Origin of the sequence: Kitasatospora sp. NPDC056273, assembly GCF_042268845.1 — a bacterium.
In the GTDB taxonomy this organism is placed as follows: domain Bacteria; phylum Actinomycetota; class Actinomycetes; order Streptomycetales; family Streptomycetaceae; genus Kitasatospora.
On sequence record NZ_JBHJSJ010000052.1, the window covers coordinates 26571 to 43954 of the forward strand.

General features: G+C 73.5%; 15 protein-coding genes. 6 read left to right on the forward strand and 9 right to left on the reverse strand.

Annotated elements, in window-relative coordinates:
- Window positions 1-228: 228 nt before the first annotated feature.
- The gene (locus ACFCY1_RS32810) at window positions 229-1398 is read left to right on the forward strand and encodes a sensor domain-containing protein (RefSeq protein ID WP_049657675.1); all 1170 of its coding nucleotides are present in this window, start codon (window positions 229-231) and stop codon (window positions 1396-1398) included.
- A 135-nt stretch (window positions 1399-1533) separates the two neighbouring features.
- On the opposite strand, the gene ACFCY1_RS32815 is transcribed toward ACFCY1_RS32810, so the two are convergent.
- Window positions 1534-2649 carry a S1C family serine protease gene (locus ACFCY1_RS32815; RefSeq protein WP_375876953.1) on the reverse strand — a complete coding sequence of 372 codons (1116 nt, stop codon included), beginning with the start codon at window positions 2647-2649 and terminating at the stop codon, window positions 1534-1536.
- 204 nt (window positions 2650-2853) lie between these two features.
- Here ACFCY1_RS32815 and galE point away from each other — a divergent pair, with 204 nt between their 5' ends.
- Window positions 2854-3840 (forward strand): UDP-glucose 4-epimerase GalE, encoded by a 987-nt coding sequence (gene galE / locus ACFCY1_RS32820; RefSeq protein ID WP_049657664.1) that lies wholly within the window; start codon window positions 2854-2856, stop codon window positions 3838-3840.
- 37 nt (window positions 3841-3877) lie between these two features.
- On the opposite strand, the gene ACFCY1_RS32825 is transcribed toward galE, so the two are convergent.
- Window positions 3878-6250, reverse strand: coding sequence for a PQQ-binding-like beta-propeller repeat protein (locus ACFCY1_RS32825; protein ID WP_074003998.1), 2373 nt, complete (start codon window positions 6248-6250; stop codon window positions 3878-3880).
- 449 nt (window positions 6251-6699) lie between these two features.
- On the opposite strand from ACFCY1_RS32825, the gene ACFCY1_RS32830 reads away from it, so the two are divergent.
- Entirely contained in the window at window positions 6700-7347 is a 648-nt protein-coding gene (locus tag ACFCY1_RS32830) for a TetR family transcriptional regulator (RefSeq protein WP_049651546.1), read from the forward strand.
- A 248-nt stretch (window positions 7348-7595) separates the two neighbouring features.
- Here ACFCY1_RS32830 and ACFCY1_RS32835 read toward each other — a convergent pair whose 3' ends face one another.
- From ACFCY1_RS32835 to ACFCY1_RS32860, 6 genes are all read right to left on the reverse strand, one after another.
- A complete protein-coding gene (locus ACFCY1_RS32835; protein WP_049651545.1) occupies window positions 7596-8543 on the reverse strand; it encodes a beta-ketoacyl-ACP synthase III in 948 nt (315 codons plus the stop codon).
- A 135-nt stretch (window positions 8544-8678) separates the two neighbouring features.
- On the reverse strand, window positions 8679-9893 hold the full coding sequence (locus tag ACFCY1_RS32840; RefSeq protein WP_338016324.1) for a L,D-transpeptidase family protein: 1215 nt from the start codon (window positions 9891-9893) through the stop codon (window positions 8679-8681).
- Between the two features lie 116 nt (window positions 9894-10009).
- On the reverse strand, window positions 10010-11173 hold the full coding sequence (gene mqnE / locus ACFCY1_RS32845; protein WP_049651548.1) for an aminofutalosine synthase MqnE: 1164 nt from the start codon (window positions 11171-11173) through the stop codon (window positions 10010-10012).
- 52 nt (window positions 11174-11225) lie between these two features.
- Window positions 11226-12188, reverse strand: a complete 963-nt coding sequence (locus ACFCY1_RS32850; protein WP_074003999.1) for a threonine/serine dehydratase — start codon at window positions 12186-12188, stop codon at window positions 11226-11228.
- 3 nt (window positions 12189-12191) lie between these two features.
- Window positions 12192-12650, reverse strand: coding sequence for an Lrp/AsnC family transcriptional regulator (locus tag ACFCY1_RS32855; RefSeq protein WP_049651543.1), 459 nt, complete (start codon window positions 12648-12650; stop codon window positions 12192-12194).
- Between the two features lie 119 nt (window positions 12651-12769).
- The gene (locus tag ACFCY1_RS32860; RefSeq protein WP_049651542.1) at window positions 12770-13444 is read right to left on the reverse strand and encodes a UbiX family flavin prenyltransferase; all 675 of its coding nucleotides are present in this window, start codon (window positions 13442-13444) and stop codon (window positions 12770-12772) included.
- Window positions 13445-13533: 89 nt separating this feature from the next.
- Between ACFCY1_RS32860 and ACFCY1_RS32865 the strand changes: the two genes are divergently transcribed.
- Both ACFCY1_RS32865 and ACFCY1_RS32870 read left to right on the forward strand, forming a co-directional pair.
- Entirely contained in the window at window positions 13534-14286 is a 753-nt protein-coding gene (locus ACFCY1_RS32865; protein WP_049651541.1) for a cyclase family protein, read from the forward strand.
- A 71-nt stretch (window positions 14287-14357) separates the two neighbouring features.
- Window positions 14358-15074 carry an MOSC domain-containing protein gene (locus ACFCY1_RS32870; protein WP_375876944.1) on the forward strand — a complete coding sequence of 239 codons (717 nt, stop codon included), beginning with the start codon at window positions 14358-14360 and terminating at the stop codon, window positions 15072-15074.
- A 104-nt stretch (window positions 15075-15178) separates the two neighbouring features.
- Here the strand turns inward: ACFCY1_RS32870 and ACFCY1_RS32875 are convergent, their stop codons facing one another.
- Window positions 15179-15985, reverse strand: a complete 807-nt coding sequence (locus tag ACFCY1_RS32875; protein WP_049651539.1) for a TetR/AcrR family transcriptional regulator — start codon at window positions 15983-15985, stop codon at window positions 15179-15181.
- A 101-nt stretch (window positions 15986-16086) separates the two neighbouring features.
- On the opposite strand from ACFCY1_RS32875, the gene ACFCY1_RS32880 reads away from it, so the two are divergent.
- The gene (locus tag ACFCY1_RS32880; protein ID WP_375876945.1) at window positions 16087-17310 is read left to right on the forward strand and encodes an FAD-dependent oxidoreductase; all 1224 of its coding nucleotides are present in this window, start codon (window positions 16087-16089) and stop codon (window positions 17308-17310) included.
- Window positions 17311-17384: the final 74 nt, after the last annotated feature.

The following is a 17384-nucleotide window of genomic DNA, read 5'->3' on the forward strand; positions in this document are numbered from 1 at the left end:
CCGAACCCTGCCCGCTCCGCAAGACGGCCGGTGGACACCCGGGCGGGCGTCCGGCGACCGGGCGCGGGGGTGGGGTTAACCCCCGGCCGGGAAGATGTATCACCCCCATGGCCCCCACCGCTCCCGGTTCGGGAAGCTTGGTCCAGCCGCACGACGAAGTAGGGACGGTAGATCCGCATGAAGCCGCTGCACCGCGCCGTGGACGCCATCAAGGAGCAGGACGCCCGGATGGAGCGCCCACCGCTGTACGGCACGAGGATGTGGCACCAGGTCGGCCAGTTGCTGCTGAACCTGCCGCTCGGCATCTTCGGCTTCGTGCTGGCCATGACCGCGCTGTCGGTCGGCCTGGGCCTGTCGGTCACCGTGCTCGGCCTGCCGATGCTGGCCGGCGGCCTGGCCGTCTCGCGCTCCCTGGGCACGCTGGGCCGGCGGCGGGCGCGCGCCGCGTACGGCTCCGCGATCGACGAGCCGGAGCCGGTGAAGCCGCGCCGCCCGGGGGTGGTCGGCTACACCATCGCCCAGCTCACCGACCTGCTGAACTGGCGCTCGGCGCTCTACAACGTGCTGATGCTGCCCTGGGGCGTGCTCAGCTTCGCCCTGACCCTGGTCTCGGTGATCGTGCTCTGGCCGGTGCTGCCCTGGGTGATCCGCGGGCTGGCCTCGGTCGACCGCATCCTGATCGAGTCGCTGCTCTTCCCGGGCGCCCTGGCCGAGCGGGTGCGCGAGCTGGAGGACGACCGCGGCACCGTGGTCGACACCGCCGCCGCCGACCTGCGCCGGATCGAGCGCGACCTGCACGACGGTGCCCAGGCCCGGCTGGTCGCGCTGGCGATGGACCTCGGCATGGCCAAGGAGCGGCTGCGCGAGGTGGAGTCCGAGGACGACATGGCGGCCGCCGCGAAGATGGTCGACAACGCCCACGGCGAGGTGAAGCTGGCCCTCCAGGAGCTGCGCGACCTGGCCCGCGGCATCCACCCGGCGGTGCTCACCGACCGCGGCCTGGACGCCGCGCTGTCCTCGGTCGCCGCCCGCTGCACCGTCCCCGGCGGCGTCCGGGTGAGCGTCGACCTGAGCGGCCCGGACGGGCAGCCCGAGCGCCCGGACTCGGCGGTCGAGGGCATCGCCTACTTCACCGTCAGCGAGCTGCTGACCAACGTCTCCAAGCACGCCGGCGCCCGCTCCGCCACGGTCGAGGTCTGGCGCTCGGACAACCAGCTGATGGTGCTGGTCCAGGACGACGGCAAGGGCGGCGCGGCCCCGTACCCGGGCAGCGGCCTGGCCGGGCTGGCCGAGCGGATCCGCGCGGTGGACGGGGTCTTCCTGGTGGACAGCCCCGACGGCGGCCCGACCACCGTCACCGTCGAGCTGCCCTGGCGCACCCGCACCGCCCGCCGCTGACCACGGGAACAGCACGGCACAGTAGGGCGCCGGGACCTCGTCGAGGCGAAGACGAGGTCCCGGCGCCGTTCCGGTACGGCACCCGGCCCGCTGAACCCTTGCGCGGCGTGCGGCCCGGCGTCCCCGTACCGGGGCTCAGGGGGAGGAGGTCTGGGCGCCTTCCAGTTCGCCGAGGGTGACGTCGGCGGTCTTGCTGCCGCCGTCCCGGGTGTAGGTGACGGTGACCTTGCCGCCCGGGGTGAGCGAGGCGAGCGCGGTGGTGAGCGCGTTCAGCGAGTCGACCTGGGTGTCGCCGATCCTGGTGATGACGTCGCCGGCCCGGAGCCCCGCCGAGGCCGCCGCCCCGCCCGGGGTGACCGCCACGATGACCGCGCCGGCCGGCTGGAACTGCTGGTTGAAGCTGGTCCGGGCGGTGATGCCGAGCGCGGCCCGGCCGGAGTTGGTCACCTTGCCCTGCTTGATCAGCTGGTCGGCGATGTTGGTGATGGTGCTCGCCGGGATGGCGAAGCCGATGCCGGGGGCGGCCGCGCCGTTGCTCTGCGGCTCGGTCGCGGCGAGCGTGTTGATGCCGATCACCTTGCTGTCCAGGTTCACCAGCGCGCCGCCGCTGTTGCCCGGGTTGATCGCCGCCGAGGTCTGCACCATGTTGCCGATGGTGGCGCCCGGCGAGCCTGGGCCCTGGGGTTCGGAGACGGTCCGCCCGGTGGCCGAGACGATGCCCTGGGTGACGCTGCTGGAGAGCCCCAGCGGGCTGCCCATGGCGAGGGTGATCTGGCCGAGCTGGACCTTGCCCGAGTCGCCGAAGCTGGCCGGCCGGAGACCGCTCGGCGGGTTGTTCAGCCGGATCACCGCGAGGTCGGAGTCGGGGTAGCTGGCGACCAGGCCGGCGTCCAGCGTCGTGGTGCTGTTGGCGAGGGTCACCGTGAAGGTCTTCGCGGAGCCGACCACGTGGGCGTTGGTGACGATGTCGCCCTTGTCGTCGTAGACGATCCCGGAGCCGAGGCTGTCGCCGGTGGTGATCTGCACCACGGAGGGCAGCACGTTGGCGATCACCGCCTGGTAGGCGTCCTGCAGCTGGGTCCCGCCGTTCGACTGGCCGGACGCCGCGGAGGCCTGGGTGGAGCCGGGGGACGAGGGCGAGCCGGTGGCGGCGACGGTGGCGGAGGAGGACGTGCCGCTGCTGCAGCCGGCCAGCGCCAGCGCGGCCGCCACGGCGACCACGGCCGCGGCCGGCAGCCGCCCGCCCGGCAGGGGGCTGGTGTGTTCCTTGCGACGGTGCACCTGGCTGCCTCCGATTCGTCACCACGCCGGGGGGCGCGGGCATGAGCGCACGGAAATCCTTGTCAGCTTTTCACCGTTTTGTCCGCTTTGTGGCTTCAACTCGCCCGAACGTGGCGGTCGGATCCGAACGCGGGTGCGCCGGAGATCCCCGAGGCGCGCCCCTAGGATCGGCACATGACTTGGTTGATCACCGGCGGTGCCGGATACATCGGCGGACACGTCGTCCGACAGCTGCTCGACGCCGGGGAGCGCGTCGCCGTCCTGGACGACCTCAGCACCGGCGACGCCTCCCGGCTGCCGGCCGGCGTCCCCCTGATCGAGGGCTCCACCCTGGACCGCGCCGCCCTGGACGCCGCGATCCGCGAGCACGGCGTCGAGGGCATCCTGCACTTCGCCGCCAAGAAGCAGGTCGGCGAGTCCGTCGAGCAGCCGTTCCTGTACTACCGCGAGAACATGATCGGCCTCCAGACCGTCCTGGAGGCCGCCGCCGAGGGCGGGGTGAAGCGCTTCCTCTTCTCCTCCTCCGCCGCGGTCTACGGCATGCCGGACGTCGACCTGGTCACCGAGTCCACGCCCTGCGCCCCGATGAGCCCGTACGGCGAGACCAAGCTGGCCGGCGAGTGGCTGGTCGCCGCGGCCGGCAAGGCCCACGGCATGTCCACCGTGGCCCTGCGCTACTTCAACGTGGCCGGCGCCGCCTCCCCCGAGCTCTCCGACGCCGGGGTGTTCAACCTGATCCCGATGGTCTTCGAGCGGCTCACCGCCGGCGAGGCCCCGCGGGTCTTCGGCGACGACTACCAGACCCCGGACGGCACCTGCGTCCGCGACTTCATCCACGTCTCCGACATCGCCTCGGCGCACGTGGCGGCCGCCAAGCGGATGGCCGCCGACCCGGCCGGCGCGACCTCCCTGGTGCTGAACATCGGCCGCGGCGAGGGCGTCAGCGTCAAGGAGATGCTGGCGGTGATCGGCAAGGTCACCGGCTACGACACCGCCGCCGAGGTGACCCCGCGCCGCGCCGGCGACCCGGCCCGGGTGGTGGCCTCCGCCGACCTGATCCACCGCGAGCTGGGCTGGACCGCCCGCCACGACGTGACCGAGATGGTCTCCTCCGCGTGGGACGGCTGGTGCAGCCGCCACCCCGGGGCCCGCAGGGCCTGATCCGACGGCGCCCGTCCGGCGGTGTCCGCCCCGCGGTTCAGCGGGCGGGCACCGCCGTGCCGTAGAAGGCGTCCAGCGCGTACACGCAGCGGTCCTTGGAGCCGACGAAGACCCGGCCGCCGACCGCCACCGGCGAGCCGGTGAGCTCGCCCTTGGTGCCGAGCTCCCAGCGCAGCTGACCGCTGGCCAGGTCCAGGGTGTGCAGCGAGTGGTCCCGGCTGCCCAGGTGCACCAGGCCGTCGGCCACCGCCGGGGAGCCGACGATCTCGCCGCGGGCGGTGTAGCGCCAGCGCTCCCGGCCGGTGGCCGCCTCGAAGGCGTACAGCACCTCGCCGTTGCCGACCAGCACCATGCCGTCCGAGACCACCACCGGGTCGGCCCCCTGGCGGCGGCCGGTGACCCCGCGCCAGCGGTCCCGGCCGGTGGCCGCGTCCAGCGCGTAGACCGTGCCCAGGTAGTCGGCCACGTAGACCGCGTCGGCGTCCAGGGCGGGCGGGGTGAACAGCACCACCGGGGCGTCGAAGCGCCAGCGCTCGGCCCCGCTGGCCGCGTCCAGCGCGTACACCCGGGTGCCGGCCGACACGTACAGCACGCCGCCGCGCTCGACCGGGTGCGAGGGCACCTCCTCGCCGACCGGGAAGGACCAGCGCAGGCCCGCGCCGCGCGGGTCGACGCAGCGCAGCCGCCCGCCGCCGTAGTAGTAGGCGGCGCCTCCCACCAGGACCGGGCCGGACTGCGGGTTCTCGAAGTCCTGCTGGGCGTCGTCGGCGCGCCACAGCTCGGCGCCGTTGGCGGCCGAGCGGAGCTGGACGCCGCCGCCCCTGATGCCGCAGCAGAGCACGCCGTCGGCGGCGGAGAGCGAGTAGACCCAGCCGTCCAGCGAGGTGCGCCAGCGCTCGGTGCCGTCCGCGGCGTCCACGGTGTACAGGTGCGGGCCGTCCGCGGCGTGCACCCGGCCGGCGTCCACGGCGAGCGCCCAGGCCACGTCCCGGGTCTTGTAGCGGCGCTCGCCGGAGGCGATGTCCAGCGCGTGCACCTCGAAGCTGGAGACGAACAGCGTCCCGTCGGCGACCACCGGGGTGCCCCAGACGTCGTTGGACATCCGGAACCGCCAGGGGCGCCAGCGGGCGACCGGCGGGGGCGGCGGGACGGGGGCCCGGCGGACCCAGTCGGTCGTGGCCGGGGCGGTGCTCGGGCCGGGCTGCTCGTGCTCGGCCCGCGGCCCCGGGCCTATCCGGACGGAGGCGCCGGAGAGCTGCACCTCGACGGCGCCGCCGGTGGGCGCCCGGTGCCGGTTCGGGGAGGCGATCTTCGCGGTCGGGATCTCGGCGTCCGAGCCCGGGGCGCGCTGCGGCAGGCTGTGCACCGGCCCGGCCGGCGGCTGGGCGTGCCGCCCGCCCGGATTGGTGCGCGGGTCGGCCGGGCCGGGGTGCTGCGGCGGGACGTGCGCGGGCGGCGCCTGGGGGTGCGGGGGCGGCTGGGCCGGCTCGGCGGGCGGGCGCGGCGGCTGGGCGGCCGGGCGCCGGCCCCGCTTGCGCTCGATCAGCTCCAGCGCGTGGGCGGGCAGCCAGTCCCCGGCCTCGCCGGTGGCGTCGTCCCGGGAGAAGAGGTGCGGGGCGAGCTCGGTCTGGATCTGCGCCGGGGTGGGCCTGCGCTCGGGGGCCTGCTGCATGCAGCGGCGGACCAGGTCCATCAGCTCGGGCGGCATGCCGGTCAGGTCCGGCTCCTCGCGCAGCAGCTGGAACACCGTCTCGACCGGGTTGGTGCCCCGGTAGGGCGGGTGCCCGGTGGCGCAGAAGACCATCAGCGAGCCGAGCGAGAAGACGTCGCTGGCGCCCCGGACGGTGCGGCTGTCCCGGGCCTGCTCGGGGGACATGTAGGCGGGGGTGCCGACCGCGACGTTGGTCATGGTGAGCCGGGTGCTGGAGACCCCGGCCGCGATCCCGAAGTCGATCACCTTCGGGCCGTCCTCGACCACCAGGACGTTGGAGGGCTTGAGGTCGCGGTGGATCAGCCCGGCCGCGTGGATGGACTCCAGGGCCTCGGCGATGCCGGCGACCAGCCAGCGGGTGGCCTCCACCGGCAGCGGGCCGCACTCCTCGACCAGGTCCTCCAGCGAGGGCGCCGGGATGTAGGCGGTGGCCAGCCAGGGCACCCGGGCGTCCGCGTCGGCGTCCACCACCGCCGCCGTGTAGAAGCCGCCGACCGTCTTGGCCGCCGCGATCTCCCGGGCGAAGCGGACCCGGAACAGCTCGTCCTCGGCCAGCTCACCCCGCACGGTCTTGATGGCCACCCGCCGCCCGGCCGCGGAACGCGCCAGGTAGACCAGCCCCATCCCACCCGCGCCGAGCCGCCCCAGCACCTCGAAGGGCCCGATCCGCCTCGGATCGTGCGCCGTCAGCTGGTCCACTCCGCTGCCACCTCCCCGTTGTCCGCACCCGCCGCGTGGTGCCGGACCCGATTCTCCAATGCCGTCCCGCGCATATCCAACCTCCCCCACCCCCTGAAACACGTCGTCCCGGCCCGGAGGACGCCCCGGACAGGCCTCTGACCAGCGAGGACGGAACGACCGGATCCTGACGCCCGCTCCGGGGGCGGCTTGCACCCGGGGCTCCGGACCGTCCACTTCCGGACGGCACCGCACTCTTCGGTCATCGTCACGCTCTGTCACCCGATCACCCCTCAGCGGACTCGCCGTCACGCTGTGAGATCGCAAGCACACGGGGGGGCTTCAAACAGGGGCTTCGAAGCCCGGTGAATATCCGTCCGAAGTGGTTCATGCCGCTATACCAACCCCCGTGCGGAGTAATAGTCGCATCACCGAATCGCGCCAAGATCGTGCCACGGTAAGCTGACGGCATGACAGGACAAGTTCGCACCGTCGACGGTCGCGTCGCCGGGCGACGCGGACAGGAGACGCGGCAGAAGCTGCTCGACTGCCTCCGCGAGATGCTCAGCACGTCGCCCTATCGGGACGTCAAGGTCATCGACGTCGCCCGTATGGCGGGTACCTCCCCCGCGACCTTCTACCAGTACTTCCCGGATGTCGAGGGCGCTGTCCTCGAAATCGCCGAGGAAATGGCCAAGGACGCCGACCAGCTCAAAGAGCTGGTGGCCGGAAAGTCCTGGGCAGGGAAGTCCGGACCGACCACTTCGGAAGAACTGGTCGACGGATTCCTCGCCTTCTGGCGCAAGAACGACGCCATTCTCCGAGTGGTCACGCTCGGTGCCGCCGAAGGGGACAAGCGGTTCTTCAAGATCCGCATGACGGTCCTCAACGCGGTCGCCAAGCCGCTCGCGGAGGCCGTCAGGGAACTCCAGGCGAAGGGTCAGGCCGACAAGTCGCTCGACCCGAACGCCGTGGCCGGGGCCCTGGTCTCGCTGCTCGCCTCGGCGGCCGAGCACCAGAAGGCCTTCACCTCCTGGGGCGTCAAGGTCAAGGACCTCAAGCCCAACCTCGCTCCCCTGGTGTACCTGGGCGTCACCGGCAAGAAGGCGCCCAAGTAGGACCGTCCACCGACCCACCATCCGCTCCGCGCGCAGCCCCGGCCTCCTGTCCGGGGAACGACGGACGGCGGCCGTGTCCTCGGGGGAGGTCCGCCGACGTACCGCAAGCGCGCCAGACATGCCGCTGGGCGGGCACCCGTGACAGGGTGCCCGCCCAGCGGCGTTGTTCGGGTCCGGACGGCCTCACGGCGCCCTCGGGCGGCCTTGTGGCGGCCCTCAGGCGGCCTCGTGGCGCCGCCGGGTCGGGGTCAGGGGCAGCGCACGACCTGGCCGGCGTAGGCCAGCCCGCCGCCGAAGCCGAAGAGCAGGACCGGGTCGCCGGGCGAGAGCTCGCCGCGCTCGACCAGCTTGGAGAAGGCCAGCGGGATGGAGGCGGCCGAGGTGTTGCCGGAGTGGACCACGTCCCGGGCCACCACCGCGTCCTCGCCGAGGCCCAGCTTGCCCGCGATCGCGTCGATGATCCGCAGGTTGGCCTGGTGCGGGACGAAGCCCTTCAGCTCGGACGGGGCGATCCCGGCCCGCTCGCAGGCCTGGCGGGCCAGCGGGGCGAGCTGGGTGGTGGCCCAGCGGAAGACCGACTGGCCCTGCTGGCTGATCACCGGGTCCCAGCCGGTGATCACCACGGCGTCGCCCCGCTCGGGCTCGGAGCCCCAGACCACCGGCCCGATGCCGGGCTCGGCGCCCTCCTCCTGGGCCTCGACCACCGCGGCGCCCGCTCCGTCGCCGAAGATCACGCAGGTGGAGCGGTCGGTCCAGTCGAGCGTGTCGGACATCCGCTCGGCGCCGATCACCAGGGCGCGGCGGGCCGAGCCGGCCCGGATCGCGTGGTCGGCGGTGGCCAGGGCGTACGAGAAGCCGGAGCAGACCGTGTTGATGTCGTACGCGGCCGGCGAGCGCACGCCCAGCCGGGCGGCCACGGCGGCGGCGGTGTTGGGGCTGCGCTCGATCGCGGTGCAGGTGGCGACCACGACGAGGTCGATCTCGTCCGCCGTCCGGCCGCTGTTGGCGAGCGCCTTCTGCGCGGCCTCGGTGGCGAGGTCGACCAGGGTCTCGTCCTCGGCGATGTGCCGGCTGCGGATGCCGACACGGGTGCGGATCCACTCGTCGTCGGTGTCGACGAGCCCCGCCAGGTCGTCGTTGGTGAGGACCTTGGGGGGCTGGTAGTGGCCGAGTGCCACAATGCGCGAACCGCTCATACTGCCATGGAACCGGGTTACCCGCTGGTCAGCATGGTATGACCGGCGACAGGATCCGCCCCCTCGATCTGTAGGAGGTGGACAAGGGGCCTTGGGGCGCCCGGGTTCCGTGCCCGGCTTCCGCGGACTCCGGGGTCAGAGTGCCAGCGTGGAGGCGTCGCCCATCACGACGACGGGGTGGGCGGCCGGGTCCAGGGTGCGGATCAGCTGGGCCATCTTGTCCTCGGGGATCGACACGCAGCCGTGGGTCGGGCCGTCGTGGTCCACGTGGAGCCAGATGCCGCCGCCCTTCTTGGAGCCCATCGGGCGGCGCGGGTCGAGCGGGGAGTTGCCGGGGACCCGGTTGTAGTTGATCGCGACCACGTAGTCGAAGGAGCCGGCCAGCTGGTCCCCGAAGAAGCCCGTGCCGGAGACCACGAAGCTCGGGTCCTTGTCGTACGGGAGCTTGCTGCCCGGGTCGGCCTTGCGGCCGCCCGCGTCGGTGAGGCTGAAGACGCCGATCGGGCTGCGCAGGTCGCCCTCGTTGTGGTCGGTGGTCCAGCCGCTCTTGCCGTTGTGGCCCTGCCAGGTCTCGCCGGCCAGCCAGCGGCCCTCGGGGGTGCGGGTCCAGAGGGTGACGGCGTTCTTGTCGGTGTTCTTGTCCTGGCCGGAGGCGACCAGCACCTGGGCGGTCTCGGCGGGGATCTGCGCGGTGAACTTCGCGCCGAGGCCGGGTATCGCGGCGACCGAGCCGTCCGTACGGGTCTGGCTGCGGTCGGCGGCGGGGGCCGCGGCCTGCCGGTCGGAGGCGGCCTGGGCGGCCGCGGGGGCCGGGGCGGGGTGGTCGGGCTTGCTGACGCCCTCCGGGCCGGGGCCGTCGGCGGCGGCGATGCCGGGCTTGGCGCCGTCCTGGCCGACGGCGTACCAGCCGGCGGTGGCGGCGACCAGCAGCGCGGTGCCGGCCATCACGGCCTTGCCGTGACGTTTCTGCTTGGCCTTGCGTCGCCGTCCCCGCGCGGCCGTCCGGGAACCCGCCACGGGTGCGGCGGGAGCGGCGGCGAGCACGACGGGCCCGGGCTCGAAGGGGACGGTCTCGGGCGCGGGCACCGGCTGGTACACCGACGCCGCCTCGTAGCCGCCCTCCGGCTCACCCTGGTAGGCCTGGAACGGCTGGTCGTACGCCTCGGAGTAGCCGTCAGGAGTCTGCTGGTACGGCTGGTACACGCCCTGGCCGTACTCCTGCGGAACGGGCTGCCGGTACGCCTCGTGCTCGGGGTACGGCTGCTCGTACGACTGCTGCGGCACCCCGTACACCGGCTCCCGCATCGGCTCGTACGACGGGTACTCGGTGGCGCGATGAGAACCGGACATGCTGTCGATCCTGCCAAACGCCGTACCCGTTGGTAAACCCGGGTCAGGTGCGGAGGCCGTGAAGACAACCGCCGCCCGGGCCGACGAGCGGTCCGGGCGGCGGGGATCTTCGCAGGTCAGAGGCGCATCGCCTGCGGGGTCTCGCGACGCTCCAGGTCGGGGCCGTCGTACTCGCGGATGACCTCGTAGCGGGTGTTGCGCTCCACCGGGCGGAAGCCGGCGTCGCGGATCAGCCCGAGCAGGTCGTCGCGGCCGAGCTTGTTCGGGGTGCCGAAGTTGTCCGCGTCGTGGGTGATCTTGTACTCGACCACCGAGCCGTCCATGTCGTCCGCGCCGTGGCTGAGCGCCAGCTGGGCGGTGGTGACGCCGTGCATCACCCAGAAGACCTTGACGTGCGGGACGTTGTCGAAGAGCAGCCGGGAGACCGCGAAGGTCTTCAGCGCCTCGGCGCCGGTGGCCATCTCCGTGCGGGCCATCAGCTTGTTGCGCACGACGCCGTCCTTGGAGTCGTGGAAGTCGTGCTGGTAGCGCAGCGGGATGAAGACCTGGAAGCCGCCGGTCTCGTCCTGGAGCTCGCGCAGCCGCAGCACGTGGTCCACCCGGTGGCGGGGCTCCTCGATGTGGCCGTACAGCATGGTGGCCGGCGTCTTGAGGCCCTTGCCGTGCGCGAGGCGGTGGATCCGCGACCAGTCCTCCCAGTGGGTGTCGTGGTCGACGATGTGCTGGCGGACCTCCCAGTCGAAGATCTCCGCGCCGCCGCCGGTCAGCGACTCCAGGCCGGCGTCAATCAGCTCGTCCAGGATCTCGTCGGCGGGCAGGCCGCTGATCTTCTCGAACCAGTGGATCTCGGTGGCGGTGAAGGCCTTCAGCGAGACGTTCGGCAGCGCCGCCTTCAGCTCCCGCAGCGAGCGCGGGTAGTAGCGCCACGGCAGCGTCGGGTGCAGCCCGTTGACGATGTGCAGCTCGGTGAGGGAGTCGACCTCCATCGCCTTGGCGAGGCGGACGGCCTCCTCGATGCGCATCGTGTACGCGTCCTTCTCGCCCGGCTTGCGCTGGAACGAGCAGTACGCGCAGGACGCGCTGCACACGTTGGTCATGTTGAGGTGACGGTTGACGTTGAAGTGGACGACGTCGCCGTTCTTCCGCGTCCGCACGTGGTGGGCCAGCCCGCCCAGCCAGGCCAGGTCGTCGCTCTCGTAGAGCGCGATCCCGTCCTCGCGGGTCAGCCGCTCACCCGCGTAGACCTTCGCCTCCAGCTCGCGCTTGAGCCCTGCGTCCATGCGGTGACCCGCCTCCTCCGACATTCGATTCCTTGCCGGAATGAGCGTACGCCTATGCCGAGAGCAGCTCGGCGAGCAGTGTCGGGTCGATGTTGCCTCCGCTGACCACGGCCGCCACCGACTGGCCCCCGGTCTCGGCGGCGCGGTGGAAGTAGGCGGCCGGGGCGACCGCCCCGGAGGGCTCGGCGACGAGCCGGCCGCGGCGGGCCAGCACGGCCACGGTGGCGCGGATCTCGTCCTCGGTGACGGTGACGATGTCGTCCACGTAGGCGGCGACGTGCTCGAACGGCAGCACGCCGAGCGACGGGGTGCGCAGCCCGTCCGCGATGGTCCGGTAGGTGTCGGCGACCGGCCACTCGACCCGGCGGCCGGCCCGCAGGCTGGCCCGGGCGTCGGCGGCCAGCTCGGGCTCCACGCCGATCACCCGGATGCCGGGGCGGGTGAGCTTGAGCGCGGCCGCCGTCCCGCCGATCAGGCCGCCGCCGCTGACCGGCACCAGGACGGTGTCCAGGTCGGCCGGGGCGTCCTCGGCGATCTCCAGGCCGACCGTGCCCTGGCCCGCGATGATGAACGGGTCGTCGTACGGGGGCACCCAGACGTAGCCGTGCTTCCCGGCCAGCTCACCGGGCAGGGTGTCCCGCTCCTCCGGCGCCACCAGGATCACCTCGGCGCCGAACGAGCGGGTGGCCTCCACCTTCACCGCGGGCGAGGTGTCCGGCATCACGATCACGGCCTTGATGCCGAGCTCCCGGGCCGCGTACGCCACCGCCTGCGCGTGGTTGCCGCTGGACTGGGCGACCACGCCCCGGGCGCGCTCGTCCTCGGTGAGCGCGGCCAGCCGGTTGTAGGCGCCGCGGGTCTTGAAGGCCCCGGTCGGCTGGAGGTTCTCGGGCTTCAGCCAGAGCCGCCGCTCCCCCTCGGCCGCCCAGGGGGCGGGAACCAGCGGGGTGCGCACGGCGACCCCCGCGATCCGCTGCCGAGCCGCGCGCAGCTCCTCCAGACCGACCAGTGCCATACGTCACTCTCCTACAGGAGGAAGTTCACTCACCCGGTTTTCCCACTTGGTGGAGAGTACGACGGTGGTGCGGGTCCGGGCCACGCCCTTCGTGCCCGAGATCCGCTTGACCACCGATTCCAGGCCGGCCACGTCGGCCACCCTGACCTTCAGCATGTAGGAGTCGTCACCGGCGATGAACCAGCAGTCCTCGACCTCGTTGAGGTCCTTCAGCCGGTGCGCGACGTCCTCGTGGTCCGCGGCGTCGGTGAGCTGAAGGCCGATCAGGGCCGTGACGCCGAAGCCGAGCGAAGCCGGGTTGACCGTCGCCCGGTAGCCGGTGATCACCCCGGCCTGCTCCAGGCGGTTGATCCGGTCCGTGACGCTCGGGCCGGAGAGCCCGACCAGCCGGCCCAACTCGGCGTAGGACGCACGGCCGTTCTCCCGGAGCGCCTGGATGAGCTGTCTGTCCACCGTGTCCATATACCGTCCGCGTCCTTCCGAACCTCACCAGACCCACAGATCATTATCCGGATTCAAAGGCGCCGTGCGCCGAACGACCCGGATATCGCAGAGAAGATACTCTCCCGCCCCGGGTCTCCTTACTCCCCCTCAGCCGGTGCGCCCTCGCCGGCGGCCGTCTTGCGGGCGGCCGCCCCCAACTCCCCTTCCCAGCGCAGGTACAGGGAATGCGGCACGTCGACGGCGTCCAGCACCCGTCCGGCCACGAAATCCACGAGTTCGCGCACGGTGGAGCCGCCGGCGTAGAAACCGGGCGAAGCGGGCAGGACGACCGCCCCCTGCGCGTCGAGCTCCACCAGGTGCTTCAACGTCACCCCGTTGAGTGGCGTCTCGCGCACGCAGACGACGAGTGGACGGCGCTCCTTGAGGGTGACGCTGGCGACGCGCTGCAGCAGGTCCTTGCTCAGGCCGAGCGCGATCCCGGCCACCGCGCCGGTGGTCGCGGGCACCACGAGCATGCCCTTGGCCGGGTAGGAGCCGCTGGACGGGCCGGCCGCGAAGTCCCCGGCGGGCCAGTAGCGGACGTCGTCCAGGCCCTCGTCGCTCCCGAGCCAGGCGGCGAGGTCGGTGCGCCAGTGGGCGTCCCGGAAGGAGATGCCGGTCTCGTCCAGGATGGTGAGCCGGGCGGCGCGGCTGACGACCAGGTCCACCGCCTCGCCGGCGGCCAGCAGCGCGCGGATCACCGAGGCCGCGTACGGCGTCCCCGACGCACCCGAGACCCCGACCACCCACGGCTGACGCTTCGCAGTTCCCATGGAGCAATTCTGTCCCGGCTCCACCCGTGGTTCCGGACCGGGCCGACCGGGAGGGGTCCGGGAGCGCCCGCCCCTGGGAGGATGGGCGCATGGCAGCGACCCTCGTCGACCTCACCCATCAGGTGACCACCGCGATGCCGGTCTACCCCGGCGATCCGGCCGTCCTGCTGGAGCCCGCGCTCACCACGGCCACCGCCGGGGTGAACGTGCTGGCCCTGCACCTCGGCTCGCAGTCCGGGACGCACGTGGACGCGCCGTACCACGTGGACGTCACCTGGCCGACCCTGGACGGGCTGCCGCTGGAGCGGTTCACCGGCCCCGCCGTGGTCGCCGACCTGCGCGGGCTGGAGCCCCGAGCGGCCGTCACCCCCGGGCTGCTGGCGGCCGCGCTGGAGCGGGTCGCGGACTCCGGCGAGGGCACCGTCCTGCTGCTGGCCACCGGCTGGGCCCGGCACTGGGGCACCGACGCCTACCTCGCCCACCCCGCCCTGACCCCGGCCGCCGCCGAGGCGATCGTCGCCGCCGGGGTGCGGACGGTCGGGGTGGACGCGCTCAGCGTCGACCCGACCCCCGACCCGGGCCCGGGCGACCCTGCGGTGGCCGCCCTGCTCGCCGACCTCACCGACGAGCACGACCACGGCACCGCCGACGAGCCCACGCTCGCCGCGCACCGGGTGCTGCTGGGGGCGCCCGGCGGCGGGGTGATCGCCGAGAACCTGACCGACCTGCGGCCGCTGCTGGCGGCCCAGGAGGCCGGCCTGCCGGTGGAGGTCTCGCTGTTCCCGCTGCGGCTGGTCGCGGCGGACGGCGCACCGGTACGGGCGGTGGCCCGGCTGGGCTGAGCCGGACTCTCCGCCCGGGCCGGGGACTTGGTCTAGACCATCCCCCGTCAACGCCAGTACGCTTTCCGGCCATGGCTGAGATCATCGGAGTGATCGAGCGACTCTGGCGCTACCCCGTGAAGTCCACCGGCGGCGAGCGGCTCGACTCCGTCGAGGTGGACGAGCGCGGCCTGGCCGGCGACCGCCTCTACGCCGTCCGCGACGCCGCGGGGAAGCTCGGCTCGGGCAAGAACACCCGCCGCTTCCGCCGGATGGACGGCCTGCTCCGCCTCTCCGCCCGACTCGGCCACCGGATCGACGGCCCCGAACTGTTCGATCCGCTCGGCCGCCCGGTCGACCGGCCGAACTCCTTCCTGCGCGCCTACCTCCAGCGCGAGGACGTCGAACTCGCCCGCGAGGACGCCGTCTCGCACTTCGACCGGCTGCCGGTCAGCGTGCTCAGCACCGCCACCCTGGACTGGGTCCGCGAGGCCGTCCCCTTCACCGTGGTCGACGAGCGCCGGTTCCGCCCCAACATCGTGCTGCGCACCCCGCCCGGCACCCCGCCGTTCGTCGAGGACGCCTGGCTCGGCCGCCAGGCCTCCGGCGAGACCCCCGGCAGCGCCCGGCTCTCCTTCGTCGCCTCCAGCGAGCGCTGCGCGATGACCGGCGCCCCGCAGCCCGGACTGCCGCACGCCCCCGAGATCCTCAAGGCCGTCGTGCACGCCCACGACGGCCGGCTCGACGCCCTCGCCGAGGTCGCCACCCCGGGCCGCCTGCGGGTCGGCGACCGGCTGCTCCTCGGCTGACCACCGCCCCCGCGTCCGTCACCGCCCTTGCCCGAAGGGCGACTTGACCCTCGCGAACCGGCAGCCGAGCACGAGGCACCGCGGGGTGCCGGTCACGGGCCCCCTCAGGGGGTGTCGCCGACGCTCCCGGACTCCGCCGCGGGGAGGGCGACCGCGCGCAGGTAGGCCTGGGCGAAGAGTTCCACGGTCTCGTCCGTCGACGGCAGCCCGTCCCCCAGGGCGGGTTCCAGCACCGGCCGCATCAGCGCGTGGTTGAGCAGCGGGCCGATCATCAGCTGGGTCAGCACCGGGGTGGGCAGCGGTCTCAGCCGGCCGGCCCGCACGTGCGGGCGCAGCAGCCGGTCCAGGCCGGCGAGCGCCTGCGGCAGGGTGGCGGCCATCACCCGGGCGGCGGGGCCGTCCGGGCGGCCGAGCAGGTCGGCGAAGACCGCCGGGACGATCCGCGGCTCGTGCACGAAGGCCGCGGCGAAGGTGGCGTGGAGCGCCCGGACGGTCTCCTCCAGGGTCTCCGGCGGGTCGGCGGCGAGGGCCTCCAGGTCGGGCAGCGCGGAGTGCCGCTCGAACACGGCGGCGAGCAGGCCGTCCCGCCCCTCGAAGACGGTGTGCAGGCTGGGCAGCGAGCAGTCCGCCCGGTCGGCCACGGCGTCCAGGGTGACCCCGGCCAGGCCGCGCTCGGCCACCAGCAGCGCCGCCGCCGCGATCGCGCGCTCGCGCACCGGCGGCCGTCCGCCCGGGTCGACGCCCGCCTCCCGGACGGCCTCGTCCAGCACCGCCCGGGAGCCGCCGAGCCTGCGCAGCAGCGTGCTGCGGGAGATGCCGGCCGTCGCGGCGATCGCCGTGAGCGGGACGTCCGCGACGTCCTGGCCCCGTTCCTTCGCCGCCGTGAGGGCGGCCGTCACCAGCTCCTTCATGTGAAGCATCGTACTACTTGACACCTGGGACGGTTCCAGAGATTCTGTATATGCAGGTTCCACACGGACAGTGATCGATCGAGCACTGAAAGGGGAGAGCCATGAGCGTCGTGATCTCCGGGGGCGGGCCGGCCGGAATGATGCTGGGCCTGATGCTGGCGCGCGCCGGTGTCGAGGTGACCGTGCTGGAGAAGCACGGGGACTTCCTGCGCGACTTCCGCGGCGACACCGTCCACGCCTCCACCGTGCGGCTGATGGACGAACTCGGCCTCGGCCGGAAGTTCGCCGCGCTGCCGCAGAGCCGCCTCGGCAACCTGGTGGTGCAGCCTCCCGGCTCCGCCCCCGTCGCGCTGAGCGCCTACGAGCGGCTGCGGCCCCCGTACAACTACATCGCCATGATCCCGCAGTGGGACCTCCTGAACTTCCTGGTCGCGGAGGCCCGGCAGGAGCCCGCCTTCACCCTGCGGATGAACACCGAGGCGACCGGACTGCTCCGGGACGGCGGCCGGGTCACCGGCGTCCGGTACCGCACCCGGGACGGCGAGGAGGGCGAGCTGCGCGCCGACCTCACCGTCGCCGCCGACGGCCGGCACTCCACCCTGCGCCGGGCGGCCGGCCTGGCCGCCCAGGAGTTCCCGGTGCCCTTCGACACCTGGTGGTTCCGGCTGCCCCGGCACCCCCACGAGCAGGCCCAGCCGCCCAGCCTCGTCCCCGGGTTCGGGTCCGGCGACATGGTGCTGAGCTTCGCCCGGACCGACTACTTCCAGATCGCCTACTTCCGCGCCAAGGGCGCCGACCCGCAGCTGCGCGCCGAGGGGATCGAGCGGTTCCGCGAGCGGATCGCCCGGCTGCTGCCCCAGTACGCTGACCGGGTCGACCAACTGGCGAGCCTCGACGACCTGCACCTGCTCGACGTCCGGCTCAACCGGCTGGACCGCTGGTACACCGACGGGCTGCTGCTGATCGGCGACGCCGCCCACGCGATGTCCCCGGCCGGCGGGGTGGGCATCAACCTCGCCATCCAGGACGCCGTCGCGGCCGCCACCCTGCTCGCCGAACCGCTGCGCCGCGGCCGTCCGACCGTGGCGGCCCTGGCCCGGGTCCAGCACCGCCGGCTGCGGCCGACGGTGATCATGCAGCGGATGCAGCGGGTCCTGCACAGCGTGCTGTTCGAGCCGGTCCTCACCGGCAAGCGGGCCGGCCCGCCCGCCCGGCTGGTGGCCCTCGCCCGGCACGTCCCCGGCTTCCCGGTACTGCTCTCCCGCCTGATCGCCTTCGGCCCGCTCCCCGAGCACGCACCGGCCTTCGCCCGGCGCGACGCCTGAGCCCCGGCGGGCGGCATCCGCCCCGGATCCCCGCGAACCGTCCGTTCGGACGGGCGGATCGCGGGGAACGACCG

Excerpts from the sequence above, each read along its gene's own strand:
- ACFCY1_RS32835 (WP_049651545.1), bottom strand. The coding sequence starts at position 8,543 with ATGAGCGGTTCGCGCATTGTGGCACTCGGCCACTACCAGCCCCCCAAG.
- ACFCY1_RS32855 (WP_049651543.1), bottom strand. The coding sequence starts at position 12,650 with ATGGACACGGTGGACAGACAGCTCATCCAGGCGCTCCGGGAGAACGGC.
- mqnE (WP_049651548.1), bottom strand. The coding sequence starts at position 11,173 with ATGGACGCAGGGCTCAAGCGCGAGCTGGAGGCGAAGGTCTACGCGGGT.
- ACFCY1_RS32810 (WP_049657675.1), top strand. The coding sequence starts at position 229 with ATGGAGCGCCCACCGCTGTACGGCACGAGGATGTGGCACCAGGTCGGC.
- ACFCY1_RS32840 (WP_338016324.1), bottom strand. The coding sequence starts at position 9,893 with ATGTCCGGTTCTCATCGCGCCACCGAGTACCCGTCGTACGAGCCGATG.
- ACFCY1_RS32880 (WP_375876945.1), top strand. The coding sequence starts at position 16,087 with ATGAGCGTCGTGATCTCCGGGGGCGGGCCGGCCGGAATGATGCTGGGC.
- ACFCY1_RS32865 (WP_049651541.1), top strand. The coding sequence starts at position 13,534 with ATGGCAGCGACCCTCGTCGACCTCACCCATCAGGTGACCACCGCGATG.
- galE (WP_049657664.1), top strand. The coding sequence starts at position 2,854 with ATGACTTGGTTGATCACCGGCGGTGCCGGATACATCGGCGGACACGTC.
- ACFCY1_RS32830 (WP_049651546.1), top strand. The coding sequence starts at position 6,700 with ATGACAGGACAAGTTCGCACCGTCGACGGTCGCGTCGCCGGGCGACGC.
- ACFCY1_RS32860 (WP_049651542.1), bottom strand. The coding sequence starts at position 13,444 with ATGGGAACTGCGAAGCGTCAGCCGTGGGTGGTCGGGGTCTCGGGTGCG.
- ACFCY1_RS32870 (WP_375876944.1), top strand. The coding sequence starts at position 14,358 with ATGGCTGAGATCATCGGAGTGATCGAGCGACTCTGGCGCTACCCCGTG.
- ACFCY1_RS32875 (WP_049651539.1), bottom strand. The coding sequence starts at position 15,985 with ATGAAGGAGCTGGTGACGGCCGCCCTCACGGCGGCGAAGGAACGGGGC.
- ACFCY1_RS32850 (WP_074003999.1), bottom strand. The coding sequence starts at position 12,188 with ATGGCACTGGTCGGTCTGGAGGAGCTGCGCGCGGCTCGGCAGCGGATC.